Origin of the sequence: Sorangium sp. So ce117, assembly GCF_051524395.1 — a bacterium.
Lineage (GTDB): Bacteria > Myxococcota_A > Polyangia > Polyangiales > Polyangiaceae > Sorangium > Sorangium cellulosum_B.
The window spans coordinates 12,812,881-12,832,234 of the sequence record NZ_CP150309.1 but is presented as its reverse complement, the minus strand read 5'-3'; the positions used below and the strand labels follow the sequence as shown (position 1 = coordinate 12,832,234).

Annotated in this window: 15 protein-coding genes, 1 tRNA gene and 1 other RNA gene; 9 read left to right on the top strand and 8 right to left on the bottom strand. The window is 73.6% G+C overall.

All coding sequences use genetic code 11. The features are described from left to right. The first annotated feature begins 221 nt into the window (after positions 1-221). Positions 222-647 (top strand): TraR/DksA family transcriptional regulator, encoded by a 426-nt coding sequence (locus tag WMF46_RS48245; RefSeq protein ID WP_437983419.1) that lies wholly within the window; start codon positions 222-224, stop codon positions 645-647. Between the two features lie 167 nt (positions 648-814). Here the strand turns inward: WMF46_RS48245 and def are convergent, their stop codons facing one another. Next, positions 815-1,390, bottom strand: a complete 576-nt coding sequence (gene def, locus WMF46_RS48240; protein WP_437547902.1) for a peptide deformylase — start codon at positions 1,388-1,390, stop codon at positions 815-817. A gap of 104 nt (positions 1,391-1,494) precedes the next feature. On the opposite strand from def, the gene WMF46_RS48235 reads away from it, so the two are divergent. Then, positions 1,495-2,418, top strand: a complete 924-nt coding sequence (locus WMF46_RS48235; protein WP_437983418.1) for a hypothetical protein — start codon at positions 1,495-1,497, stop codon at positions 2,416-2,418. Between the two features lie 89 nt (positions 2,419-2,507). On the opposite strand, the gene WMF46_RS48230 is transcribed toward WMF46_RS48235, so the two are convergent. Further along, positions 2,508-3,296: a hypothetical protein gene (locus WMF46_RS48230; RefSeq protein WP_437983417.1), complete on the bottom strand. Its 789-nt coding sequence runs from the start codon at positions 3,294-3,296 to the stop codon at positions 2,508-2,510. Positions 3,297-3,611: 315 nt separating this feature from the next. Between WMF46_RS48230 and ffs the strand changes: the two genes are divergently transcribed. Beyond that, positions 3,612-3,701: signal recognition particle sRNA small type (ffs, locus tag WMF46_RS48225), an RNA gene on the top strand. 91 nt (positions 3,702-3,792) lie between these two features. Here ffs and WMF46_RS48220 read toward each other — a convergent pair. Both WMF46_RS48220 and WMF46_RS48215 read right to left on the bottom strand, forming a co-directional pair. Next, positions 3,793-5,262, bottom strand: coding sequence for a hypothetical protein (locus WMF46_RS48220; RefSeq protein WP_437983416.1), 1,470 nt, complete (start codon positions 5,260-5,262; stop codon positions 3,793-3,795). A gap of 55 nt (positions 5,263-5,317) precedes the next feature. Beyond that, complete coding sequence (locus WMF46_RS48215) at positions 5,318-9,676, bottom strand: serine/threonine-protein kinase (protein ID WP_437983415.1); 4,359 nt, start codon at positions 9,674-9,676, stop codon at positions 5,318-5,320. Positions 9,677-10,051: 375 nt separating this feature from the next. Between WMF46_RS48215 and WMF46_RS48210 the strand changes: the two genes are divergently transcribed. Beyond that, on the top strand, positions 10,052-11,464 hold the full coding sequence (locus WMF46_RS48210; protein WP_437983414.1) for a sigma 54-interacting transcriptional regulator: 1,413 nt from the start codon (positions 10,052-10,054) through the stop codon (positions 11,462-11,464). Positions 11,465-11,553: 89 nt separating this feature from the next. Here WMF46_RS48210 and WMF46_RS48205 read toward each other — a convergent pair whose 3' ends face one another. After that, on the bottom strand, positions 11,554-11,994 hold the full coding sequence (locus tag WMF46_RS48205; protein WP_437547892.1) for a deoxycytidylate deaminase: 441 nt from the start codon (positions 11,992-11,994) through the stop codon (positions 11,554-11,556). A 322-nt stretch (positions 11,995-12,316) separates the two neighbouring features. Between WMF46_RS48205 and purD the strand changes: the two genes are divergently transcribed. From purD to WMF46_RS48185, 4 genes are all read left to right on the top strand, one after another. Next, positions 12,317-13,609, top strand: a complete 1,293-nt coding sequence (gene purD / locus WMF46_RS48200; protein ID WP_437983413.1) for a phosphoribosylamine--glycine ligase — start codon at positions 12,317-12,319, stop codon at positions 13,607-13,609. 9 nt (positions 13,610-13,618) lie between these two features. After that, positions 13,619-14,068 carry a hypothetical protein gene (locus WMF46_RS48195; RefSeq protein ID WP_437983412.1) on the top strand — a complete coding sequence of 150 codons (450 nt, stop codon included), beginning with the start codon at positions 13,619-13,621 and terminating at the stop codon, positions 14,066-14,068. 194 nt (positions 14,069-14,262) lie between these two features. Continuing rightward, positions 14,263-15,141: an FHA domain-containing protein gene (locus WMF46_RS48190; protein WP_437547886.1), complete on the top strand. Its 879-nt coding sequence runs from the start codon at positions 14,263-14,265 to the stop codon at positions 15,139-15,141. A 3-nt stretch (positions 15,142-15,144) separates the two neighbouring features. Beyond that, positions 15,145-15,993 carry an FHA domain-containing protein gene (locus WMF46_RS48185; RefSeq protein WP_012241622.1) on the top strand — a complete coding sequence of 283 codons (849 nt, stop codon included), beginning with the start codon at positions 15,145-15,147 and terminating at the stop codon, positions 15,991-15,993. Here WMF46_RS48185 and WMF46_RS48180 read toward each other — a convergent pair. From WMF46_RS48180 to WMF46_RS48170, 3 genes are all read right to left on the bottom strand, one after another. After that, positions 15,884-16,582, bottom strand: a complete 699-nt coding sequence (locus tag WMF46_RS48180) for a DciA family protein (RefSeq protein ID WP_437988020.1) — start codon at positions 16,580-16,582, stop codon at positions 15,884-15,886. The two genes, WMF46_RS48185 and WMF46_RS48180, sit on opposite strands and share 110 nt — an antisense overlap. A gap of 277 nt (positions 16,583-16,859) precedes the next feature. Beyond that, positions 16,860-16,942: transfer RNA gene (locus WMF46_RS48175), tRNA-Leu, on the bottom strand. Positions 16,943-17,158: 216 nt separating this feature from the next. Then, complete coding sequence (locus tag WMF46_RS48170; protein WP_437983411.1) at positions 17,159-18,022, bottom strand: Crp/Fnr family transcriptional regulator; 864 nt, start codon at positions 18,020-18,022, stop codon at positions 17,159-17,161. A gap of 344 nt (positions 18,023-18,366) precedes the next feature. Between WMF46_RS48170 and WMF46_RS48165 the strand changes: the two genes are divergently transcribed. Then, the gene (locus WMF46_RS48165; protein ID WP_437983410.1) at positions 18,367-19,353 is read left to right on the top strand and encodes a hypothetical protein; all 987 of its coding nucleotides are present in this window, start codon (positions 18,367-18,369) and stop codon (positions 19,351-19,353) included. Position 19,354 lies beyond the last annotated feature (1 nt).

Genomic DNA, 19,354 nt, shown 5'->3' with positions numbered 1-19,354 from the left:
GTGGATGCGCTATCACCACAGCCAGTAAGCTGGCGCGGCTGCTCCTGCTCGGTCGTGTTCCCTGGTCACCGCGCCGCGCGTGCTTCGTCCGCCCACGTTCAAGATCGGTACGCGAATTGCCACCGAAAAGATGAGAGGAAACAATGAACAACCGTGAAGGTGCGAGTCGCGACGGAATGAGCCCGGCGCAGCCAGAGACGTCTGCCACGCCGGCAGCCGCCATGCCGAGGCCGCCCGTGCGCCGCGCGGCGCCCGAAACGGACGACTCCGATCTCCCGGATCTGACGCAGGAGCAGCTCGACGAGCTCAGGAAGGCGCTCGAGGAGCGCCGGGCGAGCCTCGTCGCCAACATCGATGAGCGGCAGCACGCGGAGCGCGACATCTCGCGCGAGGTCGGCGACGAGATGGACGAGGCCAACGCCGAGGGCGCGACGTCGCTGACGTCGAAGCTCCTGGAGCGCGATGTCCGCGTGCTCGCCGAGATCGACCGTGCTCTCGCGAAGATCAAGGAAGGGAGCTACGGGATGTGCGAGGGCACCGGCGAGCCCATCGGTTACCGCCGCCTCAAGCTGCGTCCCTGGGCGCGCTACAGCGTCGCCTACCAGGAGCAGATCGAGCGCGAAGAACGGACCGGCGGCGGCGCCTGATCGCTCCCCGCCAGCAGACACCGCACGTCCCTCCCCGCCAGCGCGGGCGAGAGACGTGCGGCCTGCGCTAGCGGAGGCGCATATCCGCGGGAGCGCTCGAGCTCGTGCCGAGCGCTCTGGTCCGCGCAGCGATCACACGCAGGAGCAGACCCGCGCGACGAGGCACCTCAGCCGCCCATCCGCTGGATGAACGGGACGATGCGCTCGACGAAGGGCTGCTTGTGATAGCGGTCGAACTCCGCCCAGGTGCAGAGCGTCCGCGGATCCTTCACGCGATCGACGAAGAGCACGCCGTCGACGTGATCCTTCTCGTGCTGGAAGGTGCCCGCCGACAGCCCGCGCACGACGCGGTCGATCGGCCTCCCGTCGCGATCCAGGCCGGTGAGCCGGATCTCGGTGGTGCGGTCGACAACACCCCTCAGGTTCGGGACGCTCAGGCACCCTTCGTAGTTCTCGAACGTCTCCTGCGTGAGCGGCTCGATCACCGGATTGACCACGACGGTGAGCGGGATGTTCGGCTTGTACGGATAGCGGGGGTTGTTCTGCACCTCGACCGCGAAGATGCGGACCGGCACATGGACCTGGGTGGCGGCGATGCCCGCGCCGTTCGCGTCGCGCATCGTCTCCACCAGATCGTCGATGAACGCCTGCATCGCAGGGGAGGAGAGCTCTTCTGGCGTGACCTCACGCGCTCGCTGCCTGAGGACAGGGTTGCCGATGTGGGCGATTTTCAGGAGCGTCACGCGGCGATCGTACCATGGACCCGCGCCGTCGGCCTGGCCTGCCATAGCGGCGCCCAGGCGCTGATCCATGCGGCGCGCGGCGGCGTCAGCTATGGAGACGGGGCATGCACTACTTCCCTGACGAGCCTTGCGTCCCCGAGCAGCAGCAGGCGACCGCCGTCATGCATCTCCGCTTCGAAGACGTCAGCCAGAACGGACGGGTGATGCTGGACGCGCTGCCGCACGGCCTCGGGCCCGCGGTCTGGATGAAGCTCCTGCGGGCGAGCCCCGTCGAGGCGCTCATGCTCACGCAAGGAATCGTCCCGATCCTCACCCGCCTCATCATCGAGGGCGGAGAGGGGCCGATCGCGACGCGGGAGGCGCTAGAGCTGCATGGCCGCTACCAGCTGGCGCACACGGAGGACGCCACTTCCCACGTGAACCGGCTGATCCTGGCCATGTGGCTCTCGGCCAGCGGGCGCCGCAGCCGGACCTACGGCCCGCCGCCGCCCGGCGCGGGCGAGCCGATCCAGGTCGGTCGCGTGTTCGCGGAGCACGTCTTCACGCGGCCCTTCGCGGCGCCCGAGGCGCGCAAGGTGCTGCGCTTCGAGTCCCCGGATCTGCCGGCGGTGCCGCCGGAGCGCTACGACTTTCGCTCGCCGGAGGCGTTGATGGGCCTGCCCGAGGGCGCGGAGCCGCTCGACGCGAAGCCGACCCTGGATCCGAGCCCGGTGGTGTTCGGCCTGGATCACACGGACGGGAACCAGCACGTGAACTCGCTCGTGTACCCGCGGCTCTTCGCGGAGGCCGCGCTGCGACGTCTCTCGGCGCAGGGCCACAGCACGGCGGTGCTCGCCCGGAGGGTGGAGATCGCCTACCGCAAGCCGTGCTTCGCGGGCACGCAGGCGAGGATCATGCTGCGCACGTTCACCCTCGGCGGCGCGCTCGGCGCGCTCGGCGCGTTCGTGCCGGACGCGCCGGAAGACCCCGCCGGCGCAGCCCCCGGGGCGCGCGCCTATTGCTACATCCGCACGCTGTTCCAGGGCTGAGCCGGCGCGAACGCGAAGACGGCGCGCCCTCTGGAAGGACCGGCGTTCCGGGTCGGCGCCGCGCGCAGCGGCGCGCGATGACCGGCCCGCTACGCGCTCGCCGTGCGGGGAAGGCCGGCGCGATCGGCGATCTCGTCGTGGAAGGCGCGGAACGTCGACTCCTGGGGCCATGAGGGCGCGTCGGCGAGGAGCTCCTCGACGCGGGTGAGCTCGCCCTCGTCGATGGCGACGACGGCCGCGGCGTAGCGCATGGCCCAGAAGACGAGCGGGCTGGCCTCGCTCGCGCGCTCCAGCAGCGCGCGGTCGCCCGGCACGCTCGTGTGAGCGAAGGCGCGGGCGAGCGCGCCGGCCGCCGATCGCAGGGTGACCACCCGGCTGCGAAAGGGCGAGCTGATGTCCGGGAGAGGGAGGCGCGCCAGGCGACCCGCCTGCGCGAGCGCCGTGTCGCGATCGCCCTCGAAGGTGCAGAGGAGCGTGTCGAGGAAGAGGCGGTGCTCGAGGGCCGCTTCCCACGCGGGCCCCCGCTCGGCGGCGGCCATGGCCGCGCGCGCCTTCTCGACCCAACCATAGGCGGCGAACGCCGTCGCCGTCATGAGCGGCGCCATCGTGGCGGGGTGCGGGACGCGGTGAAGCGACGACGACCAGCGCCGCAGCACCGAGCCCACATCGCCCGAGCGCAGCAGCCGGCGCAGCTTGCGGCGCGCGAGCCAGCGGGCCGCGGCGAACACGAGAACCACGCTGAGCACCGCCGCCATGATCACCGGCTGCTGCCAGGCGAACCGGAGCGCGGCCGCTGCCAGCGCTGCGGAGCCGATGAAGAGAAGCGCCGGAATCAGCCGGCTGCCCCGTCCCTCGTCCTCGGAATCGAACGGATTCACGACTCCTCCAAGCGTACGGGGCTTCCTGAACGAGGCAAGTCCTGGCCGATGCCGCTCCAGGTCGATCGCTCCGCGCTCACACCACCACCCTTTGCACACCCCGATCGCAGCTCACGCTCACGCCTCCACTCGCACCGCGCTCACCCCCCGATGGCTCCGAGGAAGGAACCAAACGTGGGCGGCGTGGGCGGCGCTGCGTTCGCGAAGGAGCCGAGGCGCCATGGCCCACGAATCGCCACCGCGCGCGCCGTGGGGCTCGACATGGGGACGAGGTTCGACTACGAAGTCCCTGCGTCAGGCAACAGCGCCTGGACCTCATGGGTCCGCCGACAGCGCGCCGTGAACCCCGCCAGGCCCGGAAGGGAGCAACGGTAGCGGAAAGCGAGTGTGGCGGGCCCACTTACTTTTTGTCGGTCCATTTGTGGGCCCGACGCGCTCCCGCGCTCACCTCGGGACGCGGTCCCGGAGCCGGGCCGTCGCCGCGCGGATGCAGGCCTCAAGGGGCGTCGAGCGCCGCCGGCGCGATGGGCGCGACGGGCACGGAGAACAGCGCCTCCGGGCTCGTCACGATGCGCGGGACATCTGCGTCGCGCAGCGGGCTCATGCCGTCAGCGGGCAGATGCTGCTGCACGATGCCCGCCGCTTCGTCGCCGCCCTCCAGCGTCACGGCGGAGAGGCGGCTGTCCAGACCGACGCCGCCGTCGATGAGCACGCTCGCGCGGCGTGACGGGCGGATGGAGGGGTTGAGGGACTCGAGCCCGTTGCCGCTCAGCACGAGCCCGAAGATCGCGGCCTGCGCGCGCTCCTGCCAGCTCACGCCGTCGCCGACGACCTCCTGGGCGAGCCCGCCGTCCGCGCTCACCACCGCCGAGTCGGCGAAGGTCCCGGCGATGCGCATGCCGTCGATGATGATGCCGCGCGCGTCGCCGCTCATCCCCAGGCCGATGGCCCGGTTCTTCTCGAGGAGGCCTCCCGTGAGCTGGACGGTCTGCTCCGGCGTCGTGTGCTGGATCCAGATCCCGGGCTGGTTGCCGCTCACCTCGAAGCCCTCGCCGCTCTCTCCGAGGGCTGCGTTCGCGCGATCGATCAGGAGACCGAACCCGGTGTTGTCGGCGACTTTGAGGGCCGCCGCGTCGAGGGTCGAGCAGCCGGACACGGAGATGCCGCCGCTCGGATCGAACCCGATCAGGCCATTGCCGCTGATCTCGACGCCAGACATCGAGGCGCGCGCCCCGACGAGCGACACGCCGACCACCTTGCTGTCGCGGACGAGCGCGTCCTCGACGTGGAGCTCCACCGGCGCCTCGCAGTCACAGCCGCCGGTGCACTGCGCCCACAGCCCCGGCCCCTGCGAGCCCGAGACGACGGACCGCACGACGGAGACGCGGCCGGCGTCGAACGCGCTCAAGCCGTACCGCGCGGAGCCCTCGATCGCCGACGCGACGAGGTCGAGCGACGCGCCGAGGCCGAGCGTCACGCCGTCGGACGCGCTGCCGACGACGCGCACCGCCTCGATCCGCGCCCGGGCGCCGGCCGCGATCCGCACGCCGCCCTCGCCCACGGTCAACGCCCGGAGGACGGCGCCGTCACCGGCCGCGAGCGAGACCGCCGCGACGCTCACGGAGCCGGCGCCGCGGCCGAGCAGGCTCACGCCGGGGGGCAGATCGATCGGGCCGTAGGCGCCAGGGCCGAGCGCGATGCACGCCCCAGGTCGAGCGGCCTCGGTGGCCTGCGAGAGCGCGGCGGCGCTCGGGACCTCGATCACCTCGGCGCAATCGACCGACGCGGCGCAGAAGTCCCCGTCGCAGAGCGCTCCCGCGGGGACACCGATGCACGCGCCAGACGCCGCGCGCGCGCCAGGGCACCCGCCCGGCGGCGCGGGATCCGACGCGCACCCGAGCGCCGCCGAGCCGAGCGCGGCCGCGGCGGTCAGAACGATAGCTGCCTGATTCCAAGCCTTGATCATGACGAACGTCTCCCGCGCGGCACGTCGCGCTACCTGACGAGAAAGGGTCAGCGCCTCAGGGATCCGAGAGCAGCGCGCGGCACTCGCCCGCCCGCGCCGCGAGCTCGCCGTCGCGGAAATGCGCCGCCAGCGAGGCGGAGAGCTGCGCCACGGCCGCCTCGGCGCGAGGGCGCGTCGAGGCGTCGCGGAGGGCCGCGCGGCAGATGCGCGCGAGGCCGAGCGCGACGTCCGCGAGGTACACGCGCCCGCCGCCCACCTCGGCGAGCCGCAGCGCCGCGCAGCCGGACTCGATCGCCTCGCCGACGTGGCCGGCCGCGAGCAGCGCGGCGGCGAGGTTGCGGTACGCGTCCGGGAGATCGGCGCCGGCGCCGGCCTGCTCGCCCAGCCTCACGGCGCGCCGCGCGTGCTCCAGCGCGGCGTGCGGGCGCGCGAGGCGGAGCTCGACCTCCGCGAGGTTGTTGTGCCCCGACGCGATCGCCTGGAGATCGCCGAGCCGCTCCTTCAGCGCGAGCGCTCGGGCGAACACCTCCCGCGCGCCGCCGAGATCGCCCTTCGCGAACAGCACGGCCGCGACGCCGTTCAGCGCGAAGCCCAGCGCCTCTGGGTACGCGCGCTCGTCGACGGCCCGCGCGGCCTGGCGGTAGCAGCGCTCCGCCTGCGCCAGCCGACCGCGCGAGTAGAACACCGTCCCGAGCGCGAGGAGCAGCTGCGACGCCGCCACGCGGCGGCGGTCGTCGCCTCGATGCAGCGTCCGGCAGATGCGCAGGCTCCGGAGCGCGACCGCGCGGCACGCGTCGAGATCGCCGGCGCGCCGGTGGAGCGCCGCGAGCAGCCCGTACATGGGGAGCGTCTCCGGAGCGGCGCCGCCGCGCTCCGCGAGCGAGATCGCGCGCTCGACCAGCGCGCGCGCGTCGGCCGTCGCGCCGCGCACCTTGAGCACGAGGGCGAGGCGGAAATCCACGCGCGCATCCCAGAGCAGCGCCGCCTCCGGGCCTTGCGCGGGCGGGGCGGAGGCGCGCCGCTCGACGCGGAGGATCCGCGTCCGCGCCTCGAGGTACGCGCGCTCCGCCTCGTCGAGTCGGCCCGCCCTGCGGAGGGCGTCGCCGACGTCGAGCAACAGCGCCGCGCGCTCGTGCCAGGCGAACAGCCGGCGCTCGTCGCCCCCCGGCGCGGCGGCCGAAGGGGCGCGCGCCGCGGAGCCCCCCGCCGGGGCGCCGTCCGCCGCGCTCGCGTGGATCTCCCGGGCCCGCTCGAAGTGCCGCAGCGCCTCGGCGTTCTGCCCGAGCGACGACGCGCTCGCCGCCGCGCGCGCGTAGGCGAGCGCCGCGCTCCGCGCGTCGCCGCCGCGATCATGGTGGAGCGCCGCGAGCGCCTCCCCGAGCCCCCGCGGCGCGCGCGCAGGCGAGCGCCCCGCCGAGACGCCGTCGACCCAGGCGGCGACCGCGCGGTGCATGGCCCGGCGCACCTTGAGGCTGAGCGTCTCGTAGGCGATCTCCTGGGTCGCCGCCTCGGCGAAGACGTACTCGCAGTCCTCGGGGAAGGTCGACGCGTCACGCGCCTGGATGATCTGCTGATCCCGGAGCCGCCGCAGCACGTCCGCGGTGCTCGATCCGCCGCCGTCGAGCGGCGCGGCGCCGCGCAGGTGGTCGATCGCGCCCTTCCAGAACGTCCTGCCGACCACGGCCGCCTGCGCCAGGACCGCGCGCGCCTCGCCGTCGAGCCGATCGAGCCGCGCCTGGACGATGCCCTGGATCGTCGCCGGCAACGAGAGCCGGGCGAGCTGCTCCTCGTGCAGGATCCAGGGCTCGCCGAGGCGCCGCTCGAGCGCGCCGGCGTCGATGAGCAGGTACAGCGTCTCGGTCAGCGTGAGCGGGTTGCCCTCGGCGCGCTCCGCCAGGGCGCGGATGGCCTCGGCGGAGCAGCGCGCGACGAGGCGGAGGCGCTCGCGCGCCATGTCCTCGATGTGCCGCCGCGGCAGCGGGCCGAGATCGAGGCGCGCGTGGCTCGCCTTCCCTTCGCCCCAGTGCGGCCGCCGCTCGTAGAGCTCGGGCCGGGCCGCACCGACGAGCAGCAGGGGCGCGTCCGACAGGCGCACGGCGAGATCGTCGAAGAGGTCGAGGCTGGCGTCGTCCGCCCAGTGGATGTCGTCGAGCAGCACGACGACGGCTCCGCGCGCGGCCATCGCTCGCAGCAGCATCGCGACGGCCGCGGCCACCCGCTTCGCCACCTCGGCGCCGCCCTCGTCGGGGACGATCGCCGTCGCGGGCGCGGCTTGCGCCGCCGGGCACGGGCAGAGCACGGCCGCGACCTCCGCCAGCGCGTCCTCCAGGGCGAGCGGGTGCGGCGCGCCGCCGGCCTCGCCTCCGGCGTCGACGCCGAGGACGCCGCTCGCGAGCTTGCGCAGCACGACGTCGCGCGCGTCGCCGTCCTGGACGCGGAAATGAGCGCGGAGCAGCGACGCGGCGAGGTGGTAGCTCGCATCCATCGACAGCGACGAGCACGCAGCGCCGAGCACGATGCACGGCTCCGCCTGCGACAGCGCCCTCGTCCGGACCTCGGCGAGGAGGCGGCTGCGGCCGATGCCGCCGGCGCCGATCACCGAGACGAACGTCGCGCGCCGCTCCGCGATGACCGTCTCCAGCGCCTCCGAGAGCCGCTGCACCTCCGCCGCCCGCCCGACGAAGCGGGTGTCGAGGCCGAGGAAATCGGATCCCGCGCCCGATCCGCTCGCGAGCTTCAGCACACGGAAGCCCGGCGCGCCGTCGCCTTGCGGCTCGACCTGGAAGAGCCCGGCCACCTGCCGGAACGTGGGCTGCGCGATCAGCACCGCGCCGGGCACGGCGGCCTGCTGGAGCTGCGCGGCCGCCTTCAAGGCCTCGCCGGAGGCGTCGACCGGGGCGCCCCGCCCGGTCGCGCCGCTGACGAACAGCCTCCCCGTGCTGATGCCCACGCGCAACCTCGGCCGGGAGCGCGGCGGCAGCTGGACAGGGAGCGACGCGGCGTCGAGCGACGCGAGCTCCAGCCCGGCGCGGACGGCGCGCTCGGCGTCGTTGTCGCTCGCGCGCGGCGCGCCGAACAGCGCGGTGACGACGCCCTCGCTCCTGCCCTGCACGACGCCCCCGAGCGCCTCGACGCGCTCGCGGACGAGCTCGCGGCACGCCTCGCGGAGCTCCAGCTCCTGCTCGGGATCGAGCGGCTCCTGCCCGTCGTCGCCGGCGACGATCTCCGCGGAGAGCACGGTGCAGACACGGTACTCACCCGCGGGCGCCGCGACCTTCGCCCCGCCCGCGGGCGCCGCGACCTTCGTGGCGTCCACGGGCGCCGAGGCGGCCGGGAGCGCCGCGCTCGGACCCCGCGGAGACGCCTGGTCGGCCCTCGGCGAGATCGCGGAGAGCGGGGCAGCCGGCGGCCGGAGCGCGGAGCCGGCGCGCGCGGACGCGAGCGCTTCTCCGAGCTCGCGCGCGTCCCGGAAGCGCGCTGCGGGCTCGACCGCGACGGCCCGCGCGACGACCGCCTCGAGCGCGGGGCTCGCCTCGACGCCGAGCCTCGCGAACGACGGCCGCCTGCGGGGGTCCACGGCGGCGAGGTAGAGCTCGGCCCAGTCGCGCCCGTCGATCGGCTGCTTCCCCGAGGCGAGCTGCAGCAGCACGAGCCCGAGCGCGAACACGTCCGTCCAGGGCCCCGTCGCGCCGAGCTTCGGCTCGAACTGCTCCGGAGCGCCGTAGAGCGGCGTGAACACGTGCAACGTCGGCGACGTCGGGAGCACCTGCGTCGTGTCGCTGGGGCTCACGGCCCGCGCCGCGGCCACCACGGCTCGCCTCGTCTCCGCGAGCGCCTTCGACAGCGGCATCGACGCGTCGATCACCTTGGCGATGCCGAAATCGACGACCTTGATCGTCGTCGCGCCGGGAATCTCGACGAGGAACAGGTTCGCCGGCTTGACGTCGCGGTGAGAGACCCTCTCGTCGTGCGCCATCGCGAGCGCGCCCACCGCGGGCGCCAGGAGATCGATCGCCTCGTCGACGGAGTACGGCGCGCGCCCGGAGGCGCGCCGCGCCTCGATGTGCTGCGCGAGCGTCTCTCCCTCGAGCCACTCCATGACGATGTACGGCGTCCAGCAGCCCTCCGGCGAGGTCGCGGCCGAGACGTCGAGCGCCTGGACGATGCCCGTCGTCCGGCGCGAGAGCCGGTGCAGCAGCCGGGCCTCGCGCTCGAACGTGTCGAGCAGCGACTGCCGCTCTTCCGGCAGGAGATCTGCGGGGATCTTCAGGCACTTGACCGCCACCTGCTCCTGGAACCCCAGGTGGGTCGCCCGGTAGACCACGCCGAACGTCCCCTCGCCGGCCACGGCGTCCACCAGCAGCTTGCCGCCGATGGTGCTGCCCACCCAGCCGAACGGGTCCCGCGCGATCATCCGCGGAAACTCTACTGCCCGCGCCGCGGCGCCGGGAGCGCGCCGCCTCGCAGCGATGACGATCGCTGCCCCGCGCGCGCTGGACCACCGCGACCGCCACGCCCATCGAGCCCCGCGGGCGCGAGGCGAGCGCGACGGCAGTCGCCCTGCGCGCGCGTCCGTGCTACGCAGCCGGCTGCTGGGCGTGCCCTCGGTCCTGGCGACCGTCCCGCGAACGCGAACGCTGCCGCAACGGTCCCCGGAATGGATCGCACGCGCGCAGCGGCAGAACGTCGCTCGTCGTCCGGCGCGACTCTGGGGTGCGATGTGGCTGAGCCGGAGATTCTTTCCCGCGATGGTGGCTCGCTCGAGCTCCTGATCATCACCCAGAGCTCGATGAGCACCCGACAGCTGCCGGGCTCGGGCAGCGTCGTCCTGGGCAGGGACGAGGACGCCGGCATCTGCGTCCCCGACTCCTCGGTGTCGCGCCGGCACGCGGTGCTGCACCTCGGCCCGCCGCTCCGGATCGAGGACCTCGGCAGCAGCAACGGGACCCGCGTGCGCGCCCGGCACTGCAGCGCGGCGACCGAGCGCCTGATCGATGTGGGCAAGAGCACGCCCGCGCGGGGCGCCGCGGTCGAGCTCTCGCCCGGCGACGTCATCTACCTCGGCGCCGCGCGCGTCGTCCTCCGCCAGAAGGGCGGCGAGCGGGACGCGGGCAAGGACGTCATCGTCAAGGACGACGCGATGCGCGCCGTCTACGAGCTCGCCCAGCGCGTCGCGAACGGCCCGATCAACATCCTCCTCCTCGGCGAGACGGGCGCCGGCAAGGAGGTGCTGGCCGAGTCGATCCACAGGGCCTCGCCGCGCGCGAGCCGCCCGCTCCTGCGCCTGAGCTGCGTCGCGCTGTCCGAGTCGCTGCTCGAGAGCGAGCTGTTCGGCCACGAGCGCGGCGCCTTCACCGGCGCCGTCCGGGCGAAGCCGGGGCTGCTCGAGACGGCCGAAGGGGGCACCGTGTTCCTCGACGAGATCGGCGAGCTGCCGCCCTCGATCCAGGCCAAGCTGCTCCGGGTCATCGAGGAGCGGAAGGTGATGCGGGTCGGCGGGCTGACCCCCATCAAGATCGACGTCCGCTTCGTCTCGGCCACGCACCGCGACCTCGAGGCCGAGGTGAGCCGCGGCGCGTTCCGGCAGGACCTGTATTTCCGGCTGAACGGCGTGACCCTCTCCATCCCGCCGCTGCGCGAGCGGCCCGGGGAGGTCGCGGCGCTGGCGCAGCTCTTCGCGGAGCGCACGGCGAAGGAGCTCTTCCCCGGCGAGGCGAGCGCCGCGTCCGTTCCGATCTCGCCCGCGGCCCTGGCCGAGCTCCAGCGCCACAGCTGGCCAGGCAATATCCGGGAGCTGCGCAACGTGATCGAGCGCGCGGTGATCCTCGCCAACGGGGCGCCCATCGGGCCGGAGCACCTGCTCCTCTCCTCTCTGGCCGATCCCACCCGTCCATCGCATGCCATGCCCCTTCCGGCGCGCCCGCCGCAGGCGCCCTCGAACGCGCGTGCGCCGGCGCCAGCGTCAGCCTCTACGATTGCGAGGAGCGTGCCCGACGGCGCGAAGAGCGCGCCGGACGGCGTGGACCCGGGCCCCACCCGGCTGCGCGACGCCATGGAGGCCCACGAGCGCGAGCGCATCGTCCAGGCGCTCGAGCAGTGCATGGGGAACCAGACGCGCGCCGCGGCGCTGCTCGGGATCTCACGGCGGACGCTGGTCGAGCGGATCCGCGTGTACGGGCTGCCGCGGCCGCGCAAGGCCTGAGCGTTGCGCAGATCGCCGCGCAACCTGGCGTCGATCTGGCGTCGATTGCGCGAGGGCTCGCTCAACCGAGCGGCCGCTCGCGCAACACCTCAGGCGGGCGTCTCGCGCCGCTCCAGCGGGGCGAGCTCGATCCCGAGCTCCGTGGCGAACCGGAAGATGCGCTCGTCGCGGTAGAACTCGCCGAAGACGACGCGCGAGAGCCCCGCGTTCGCGATCATCTTGAAGCACCCCCAGCAAGGCGAGGCCGTGACGTAGACCGTCGCGCCGTCGATCCGCACCCCGTTCCGCGCGGCCTGGATGACGGCGTTGGCCTCCGCGTGGATCGTGCGCACGCAGTGGCCGTCCTCGATCAGGTGCCCCTCCTCGTCGCAGTGAGGTAGCCCCCGGATCGAGCCGTTGTACCCGGTCGCGAGGATGCTCTTGTCGCGCACGATCACCGCGCCGACGTGCTTCCGATCGCAGGTCGCCCGCGACGCGACGACCTCGGCGATGCGCATGAAATATTCATCCCACGAAGCCCGATGCGTCATCGCTCACCTCCACGACGGGGGATCCGCGCCCGCCGCCCCCTCGACGTCCCCTCGACGTCGAGCGACCCGCGCTCGCCGATCCCTCCAGAATGTTCAGGGATCCGCCCTCCGGTCCCCCTCGCGAAGGGCCCGGCGGCGCGCGCCCGCGGCCCCGGCTGAGCCGCGCCGCGCGCCCAGCGGGCGCTTCTATCACGACGCCGGGCGCCGCGGAGCCCCCCGCGGGCGCGGGACCGCGCGAGGCGCCTCGACAGCGAGGCCCGGCGCGTGGTAGCGCGCGGGGGTGAGCTCCGCCGCCCCCCGAAGGTCAGATCGCCGCATCCTCGTGCTCGGCTCCGGGGGGCGCGAGCACGCCCTCGCGCGTGCGTTCGCCCGATCGCCCTCGGTCGCCGAGGTGATCGTGGCGCCCGGGAACGCCGGGACCCACGCGCCAGCGGGCGCCGGCCGCGCCCCGATCCGCCGCGTCGACCTCCCGTCCCTGTCGCCCGCCGAGGCGACCCGGCTCGCCGTCCGCGAGCGCGCCGACCTGGTCGTCGTCGGCCCCGAGGCGCCGCTCTGCGCCGGCGTCGCCGACGCGCTCGCCGCCGAGGGCGTCGCCGTCTTCGGGCCGAGCCGCGAGGCGGCGCGCCTCGAGGGGTCGAAGGCGTTCCTCAAGGAGTTCGCCGCCCGCCACGGGATCCCGACCGCGCCGTTCCGGATCGTGCGCTCCTTCGACGAGGCGGCCCGCGTCATCCGCGAGCGCGGCGCGCCCATCGTCGTGAAGGCCGACGGGCTCTGCGCCGGCAAGGGCGTCGTCGTCGCGACGACCGTCGACGAGGCGCTCGCGGCCGCGAAGGACATGCTCGTGGATCGCCGCTTCGGCGACGCCGGCGCGACCGTGATCCTCGAGGACGCGATCCAGGGCGAGGAGGCCAGCGTGCACGCCATCAGCGACGGCGAGGCGATCTTCGTGCTGCCGGCGGCGCGCGATCACAAGCGCGTCGGCGAGGGCGACACCGGGCCGAACACGGGCGGCATGGGCGCGTTCGCGCCGAGCGCCCGCGTCACCCCGGCCCTGACCGCGCGCGTCGAGCGCGAGATCCTCCGGCCGACGATCGACGGCATGCGGGCGGAAGGGAGGCCCTTCCGCGGGGTGCTGTTCGCGGGCCTGATGATCACGCCCGCCGGGGACCCCATGCTGCTCGAGCACAACGTCCGCTTCGGCGATCCCGAGTGCGAGGCGCTGATGGAGCTGCTCGAGGGCGACGTCGCCGAGCTCTGCGCGTCCGCCGCGGCGGGCGCGCTCGCTCCCGGGGCGGCGCGCGTCGCCCCCGGCCGCCACGCGCTCACCGTCGTGCTCGCGGCGCGCGGCTACCCCACGGCGCCGGTGACCGGCGACGTCATCCGAGGCCTCGACGCCGCGGCCGCGGTGGAGGGCGCCTTCGTGAACCACGCGGGCACGGCCGACCGGGACGGCGCGGTCGTGACCGCGGGGGGCCGCGTGCTCGCCGTCACCGCCGCGGGCGACTCGCTCGCCGAGGCGCGGGAGCGCGCCTTCCGCGCCGCGGGCGCCATCGACTTCGACGGCAAGGTGCTCCGCCGCGACATCGGGGTGGACGGAGCGCGCGCGGCCGGGTGAGGCGGCACCATGGAACCCATCGTCGATCTCGCCCCAGGCGCTGAGGAGAACCCGCTCGCGGCCTACCTCGGTCAGCTCATCCGCGAGCACCTCGCGCGCGACCCGAAGCGCGCCTCCGATTTCCGGGCGCTGCGCGGGTCGGTGCTCGTCGTCGCGCAGGACGCCGATACGTCCATGACGATGCGCTTCGATCACGGGCGGCTCACCATCCACGACGGCGCCATCGGCATCCCGTCCGTCACGTTCTGCGGCGACGAGTCGGCGCTCCGCCGGCTCCCCGACGTCGCGTTCCACCGCTGGCTGCGCCTCCCGAAGCTGGGGGTGCTGCACCGCCGACAGAGCGGCCCCCTGCGCGACCTCGCGCGCCTCGTGGCCCGCGGGGAGCTCAAGATCTACGGGCTCGTCGCGCACCCAAGGCTCCTCCTTAGGCTGCTCCGGGTCCTCTCCCGCCTCCCCTGAGCGCCTCGCCCAAGCCGGTAGCAACGGCGCGCGACGACACGCGACGACGACAACGAGGACTGGTGTGATACTGTAAGACGGAAACGGACGTCCCGTCCGCATTGCACGGCCGTTCTTGTGGGCTTGCAAACCAATGCTACACGGCCCGAAAGCTGTCTTTTGACGGCCTGTTGGGCTGTTGGTATGGCTCGATCATGGGCATCCGATTGCGCTACCTCGCCCACGATCTCGAGGTGCCGCTCGGCGAGTTCTTCATCGGACGGAGCGCGGACTGCCAGCTGTCGCTGGACGACCCGCTGGTGTCGCGCAGGCACGCGCTGCTGACCGTCGGTGAAGGCGGCGTCGCGATCGAGGATCTCGGCAGCCGCAACGGCGTGCTCATCAACGGTGCTCGGATCGCGGGGCGCCAGATCCTGACGGACGGCGACAAGATCGCGATCGGGGGGCAGGAGATGTTCCTGCTCGGGGCCATCGAGCCGAGCTCGGCGCACTCGCCGCGGAGCGCGCCGCTCTGGACGAGGCAGCAGAACGCGCGCACGGTCGACATGAGCGAGATGCCCGCAGGCGAGGACGACGGCGCGACGGCCATCGCCTCCCGGAGGTCGCTCCCCGGGCTCGTCCCCCAGCACCCGGACAAGCGCGTGCACGCGCTCAGCCTCATCGGCAGCGTCGCCGACAAGGCGCTCGCCCTGGGGCGCGTCGATGAAGCCGAGCGCATCCTCCAGCGCTCGCTCACCGACATCCTCACGAAGGCGCGGGACGGGGGCGTCGGCGCCGTGCAGCCCGAGCTGGTCGAGAAGGCAAGCATGTATGCGGCCCGCCTCGCCTCGGCGACGGGTCGGGGCTCGTGGATCAACTATATTTTCGAGCTGAATACCCGGCTCGAGCTCCTCCTCCCCGCCTACCTCGTCGATGAGCTGTATAGTGTCCTGCGCAAGGTGAAGGCCGTCGACATGTCCATTCTCCGTGGCTATGCGAAGCGGCTCCGCGAGCGCGCAGGTGAGCGTACGCCGGCGGAGCGGTTCATCCTCCAGCGCATTGAAGGGCTCGAGCGCCTCGGCGCACTGAAATAGACCATGCCTTTCCGCCTCCGGTACTTGGCGCACGATTTCGAGCTCCCCGAAGGGCCCTTCGTGATTGGCCGGAGCGGCGACTGCCAGCTCTCGCTCGATGACCCGCTGGTGTCGCGGCGCCACGCGACGCTGCAGGTGCGCAACGACGGCGTGGCCTTGCACGATCTCGAGAGCAGGAACGGCGTGTACGTCAACGGCACGCGCATCTCCGGCCAGCGCGAGCTGACCGACGGCGACCGCATCATCATCGGCAGCCAGGAGATGCTGCTCTACGGCGGGGAGGAGTCGCGCCCCCACGACGCCTACGGGGTCGAGTTCCGTCGCGCGACGGCGACGCTCGGCGCGATGGCGCTGACCGAGATGCGCAAGATGTCGGACGACCCGACGGAGCTCACGAGCCCGACGGGAGACGGCGGTTCCAAAGGCTTCCAGTCGCTGCGCCTGCTCGCGAGCCTCGCCGACAAGGCGCTGGCGATGGGCCGCAGCGAGGAGGCCGAGCGCATCCTGCAGACGGTGCTGATCGACATCCTGAGCCGCGCGCGGACGAACGTGCCGCTGGAGATGCCGGCCGCGGAGCTCGCCGCGCGCTACGCGGCTCGCCTCGCGGGCGCCACGACCAAGGGGACGTGGGTCAACTACGCGTTCGAGCTCTTCACGATCGCGCGCCGCCCGCTGCCCGGCCCCGTCGTCGACGAGCTCTACACCGTCGTCCGGCGCGTCAAGACGCTCGATATCCAGCCGCTCAGGATCTACCTCGACGACCTCCGCCGGATGGCTCCGTCGTTCGGTCCGACCGAGCGGTTCTTGATGCAGCGGATCGAGGGTCTCGAGCGCCTCGTCGCGGCGAAGTAGCCTCCGCATCGCCGCCGGGCGTCGCGGGAGCGGCGGCCTCTGGCGACACACGCGACACGCGCGGAGCCGGCGGCGGCGCCGCGCGAGCGGCCCCGTGCTGGACAGGCGGCGGCGCCGCGCGAGCGGCCCCGTGCTGGACAGGCGGCGGCGACACACGGGGGGCCGGCGCCGCGGAGGGCTGGAGCGGCGGCGGTGCGTTGCGGGGACGCGCGCCCGCCTCGGCTTCCTGCCAGCCGAGGTTCCTCGCGGCGGCCTTCGCGATCGCATCGCGCAGCTCGGTATCGGCGACCTTCCCGAGCTCTCGCCGCACCTCGACAGGGAGCGGCGCCTCCTTCGGGGTCGGGCGGACCTCCTCGCGCCACGGCGGCCGCGCGACCGGCTCCACCTTGCCGACGCGGAACCGGAGGGACTGCACCGGGAGGCCGCGCGACCGGAGCTGCGCGGTGATGGCGTCGCCGAGCAGCGAGAGCTCCTGCGCCCACATCGAGCTCGCCGCGCGGACGTGGAGCACGCCGCGCTCCAGCTTGAGCGGCCGCGCGCGCGCGGCGATCCGGGACCCCACGGCCGCTTCCCACTCGCGGAACGGCATCGGCGAGGTGTCGACCTCCACCGGCGCCGAGAGCGAGGACCCGCGCTGGATCAGCGCCCCCAGCCGTTCGATCCCACCTCCGCTCCGACGCGACATGCGCGCCGAGCGTAGCAGCCTGACAGCGCCGTGCTCCGGCAGAGCGCGCCGTCCAGGCTCGCCCAGCGTCACGAACGGTCAGCCCCTACGGCGCCGCCTTGTGACCAAGACGGTCGCCCGCCACAGCGAACCACCCGCCCTCGGCTGCCTGGCGACGAACGATCATGAGGGGCGCTCTCGGTACCGAAGGTGGGACTCGAACCCACAAGCCCTTGCGGACAGCGGATTTTGAATCCGCCGCGTTTGCCATTCCGCCACTTCGGCTCAGCGCTGCGATGTCAGCGAGCTCCTGGAACCGTAGATCACCGGGCACGATCCTGGCAACCGTCTACGAGCCTACGAGCCTGAGCCTGAGCCTGAGAGCCTAAGCGCCCGAGAGCGGTCGCGCGGGCACGAGGCACGGCGAAGCCAGGAGCAGCGCCGCCGCGCCGCGGCCGCCGCGCATCGAGGCGCGGCCCGCGATCGCGGCGCGGCGAGACATCACACCACGAAATCCAGCATCTGGAGGCGCGTCAGGTAGTCCTGGAGCGCAGAGGCGTACTCGTCGATCAGGAGATCGAGCTTCACCAGCGCGCCGTGATCGTCGACCGCGTCGATGGTCCCGCTCACCGGGATCTCGCGCGTGGGCAGGACGAGCACGCCGCTCCAGTGCGCGTCCTTCGCGACGTCGCGCAGACCGGCGAGGCGCAGCCAGCCGTCCGAGAGCTCGACGACGGGGACGAGGGCGCCGCTGTCCAGACGGACCGAGCTCTTCAGCGTGTGAGCCGGCTCGACCATGTAGTGGGAGCGCCGGTTCTTCTCGATGAGCTCCTCGAGGGTCGCGCAGATGACCTTGCTCAGCGGCGTCTCCTCGCTGTCGAGCACGAGATCGAGGAGCCGCTTCATCGCCTTCTGCGTGCGGATCAGGTTCGCGCGGGTCTCCTCGAGGCGGCGCGCGTCGCGCCGGATCTTGCCGGCCACGACGTTGAGCAGGTTGTTGTAGAAGGGGTACGCGACGTCCCCGTGGTCCTCGAAGAAGTTCTGGAGCTCGGCGACGCCGATGCGCCAGATCTCCGAGGGCTGCGTCGTCACCGCCGTCGTCGTCCGCCGGAAGCCGGTCAGCGCGCCGAGCTCGCCGATGGGCGAGATGGGGCTCAGGCGGAAGCGCGTCTCGCCCGCCTCGAGCAGCGCGACCTCGCCCCGGACCAGGAGGAACAGGTGCGCCGGGGCGCTCCGGGCCTCGAAGAGCACGTGGCCGGACGGGACCTCCTGGCGCTGGAACGCCTTCATCAGGTCATCGAGGTGATCCTCCGTGATTCTCTCGAACAGCGGGATCGCGTGCAGGTCGGATGGGCGGACCGCCATGGGATGACACTCCTCTTCAACATGGGTCGGGCTCCGCGTCCGCGTCGCGGGACACGGAGCCTTGCGGCGCGCACGAGCTCTGCGTGGACCGCGGGAGCGGCATCCTACTCCAGGTCCCGAGCCGAGGAAGAGGGATGGCCTCGCCGCAGCAAGGTGCGCGCGCAGGACCGCGAGCCCGCGTACCTTCTCGCATCGTCGCCGCGCAGCGCGTCGTCGCGTCGCGCGTCGGCGAGCGGGGAGTGACGATCGCGCGGTCGGTCCGTCGACGTGCGCCCGGCGACGGGCGCCCTGGAGGTTTGCCCCGCTGGCGGGATCGGGTAGGTGCCGGTAACGTCGCCCGGGTGATGCCGTCCGTTCGCCAAGGGCTCCCCGCCGCGATGCGCGTCTCGCCGCTGCGCCGCTCGCTGCTGCGGCTCGCCGCCATCGGCCTCGCCCTCCTCGCCGCCTCGTGCGGCTCCGCGTCGTCCGGAGCGCCGGTCAGCGCGGAGACGGCGCCGCCGCCGAAGCCGCGCAACGCGGCCGCGATCGCGCAGTCGATCGCCGGGGGGAAGGTCTCGGTGCTCGTCTATGGCGACAGGACCCGGGGACACCCCATCATGGGGCGGCTCGCGGCGCTCGATCTGTGGGGCCCCGTGCTCACCGGCACGGGGCTCGATCCGGAGCGGGACGTCGAGCGCGCCTTCGTCACCGCGCCGCGCGCGGACGCGGCCCACGAGGCGGTGGTCGTCGTCCAGCACAGCGTGCCGCCGGACAGGCTGGCGTCCGGCCTCGACGCGCTCCTCTCGCGCAGCCAGCCGCCAGGGGCCCGGGAGAGCGGGCTCGGCGTGCCGGCGGTGCGCGTGACCATCAAGGGGCACACGCGCGTCGTGGCGACCGTGGAGCCCGACTTCCTCGTGGTCTTGCCGGTCGCGCGGGCGCGCGAGGCGCGGCGCTTCCTTGGCACGGGCGGCTTCCCCGATCCGACAGGCGACGAGGCCGCGATCGCCGCGGCGATCGACCCGGCGCGGACGCTGAAGGGACCGCGGGAGGCGCCCCGGGTGCCGCCCACCCTGAGATCGCTCGAGGCCACCGTGACGCTGACCAAGGACGGCGGCGCCACGGTCGCGCTCGACGGCGCGAGCGAGACCCCCGAGCTCGCCGCCCGCGACGCGGCCTTCCTCAACGAGGAGATCGAGCGCGCGACCTCGTTCCGCATCGCCATCGTGACGGTCCGCGTCGTCGACCCGATCGTCTTCTTCGCCGAGGGGGACCGCGTGAAGTCGAACCGGCGCGTGACGCCCGGGGAGCTCGACAAGCTCTTCGGCCTGCTCAGCGCCGTGCTGCCGCGGTAGG

Bases quoted from the DNA above. Each gene is read 5' to 3' on its own strand.
- WMF46_RS48190 (WP_437547886.1), top strand. From the start codon at position 14,263: ATGGGCATCCGATTGCGCTACCTCGCCCACGATCTCGAGGTGCCGCTC.
- WMF46_RS48220 (WP_437983416.1), bottom strand. From the start codon at position 5,262: ATGATCAAGGCTTGGAATCAGGCAGCTATCGTTCTGACCGCCGCGGCC.
- WMF46_RS48205 (WP_437547892.1), bottom strand. From the start codon at position 11,994: ATGACGCATCGGGCTTCGTGGGATGAATATTTCATGCGCATCGCCGAG.
- WMF46_RS48165 (WP_437983410.1), top strand. From the start codon at position 18,367: ATGCCGTCCGTTCGCCAAGGGCTCCCCGCCGCGATGCGCGTCTCGCCG.
- WMF46_RS48215 (WP_437983415.1), bottom strand. From the start codon at position 9,676: ATGATCGCGCGGGACCCGTTCGGCTGGGTGGGCAGCACCATCGGCGGC.
- WMF46_RS48210 (WP_437983414.1), top strand. From the start codon at position 10,052: ATGAGCACCCGACAGCTGCCGGGCTCGGGCAGCGTCGTCCTGGGCAGG.
- WMF46_RS48245 (WP_437983419.1), top strand. From the start codon at position 222: ATGCCGAGGCCGCCCGTGCGCCGCGCGGCGCCCGAAACGGACGACTCC.
- WMF46_RS48185 (WP_012241622.1), top strand. From the start codon at position 15,145: ATGCCTTTCCGCCTCCGGTACTTGGCGCACGATTTCGAGCTCCCCGAA.
- WMF46_RS48195 (WP_437983412.1), top strand. From the start codon at position 13,619: ATGGAACCCATCGTCGATCTCGCCCCAGGCGCTGAGGAGAACCCGCTC.
- WMF46_RS48180 (WP_437988020.1), bottom strand. From the start codon at position 16,582: ATGCCGTTCCGCGAGTGGGAAGCGGCCGTGGGGTCCCGGATCGCCGCG.
- WMF46_RS48235 (WP_437983418.1), top strand. From the start codon at position 1,495: ATGCACTACTTCCCTGACGAGCCTTGCGTCCCCGAGCAGCAGCAGGCG.
- WMF46_RS48170 (WP_437983411.1), bottom strand. From the start codon at position 18,022: ATGGCGGTCCGCCCATCCGACCTGCACGCGATCCCGCTGTTCGAGAGA.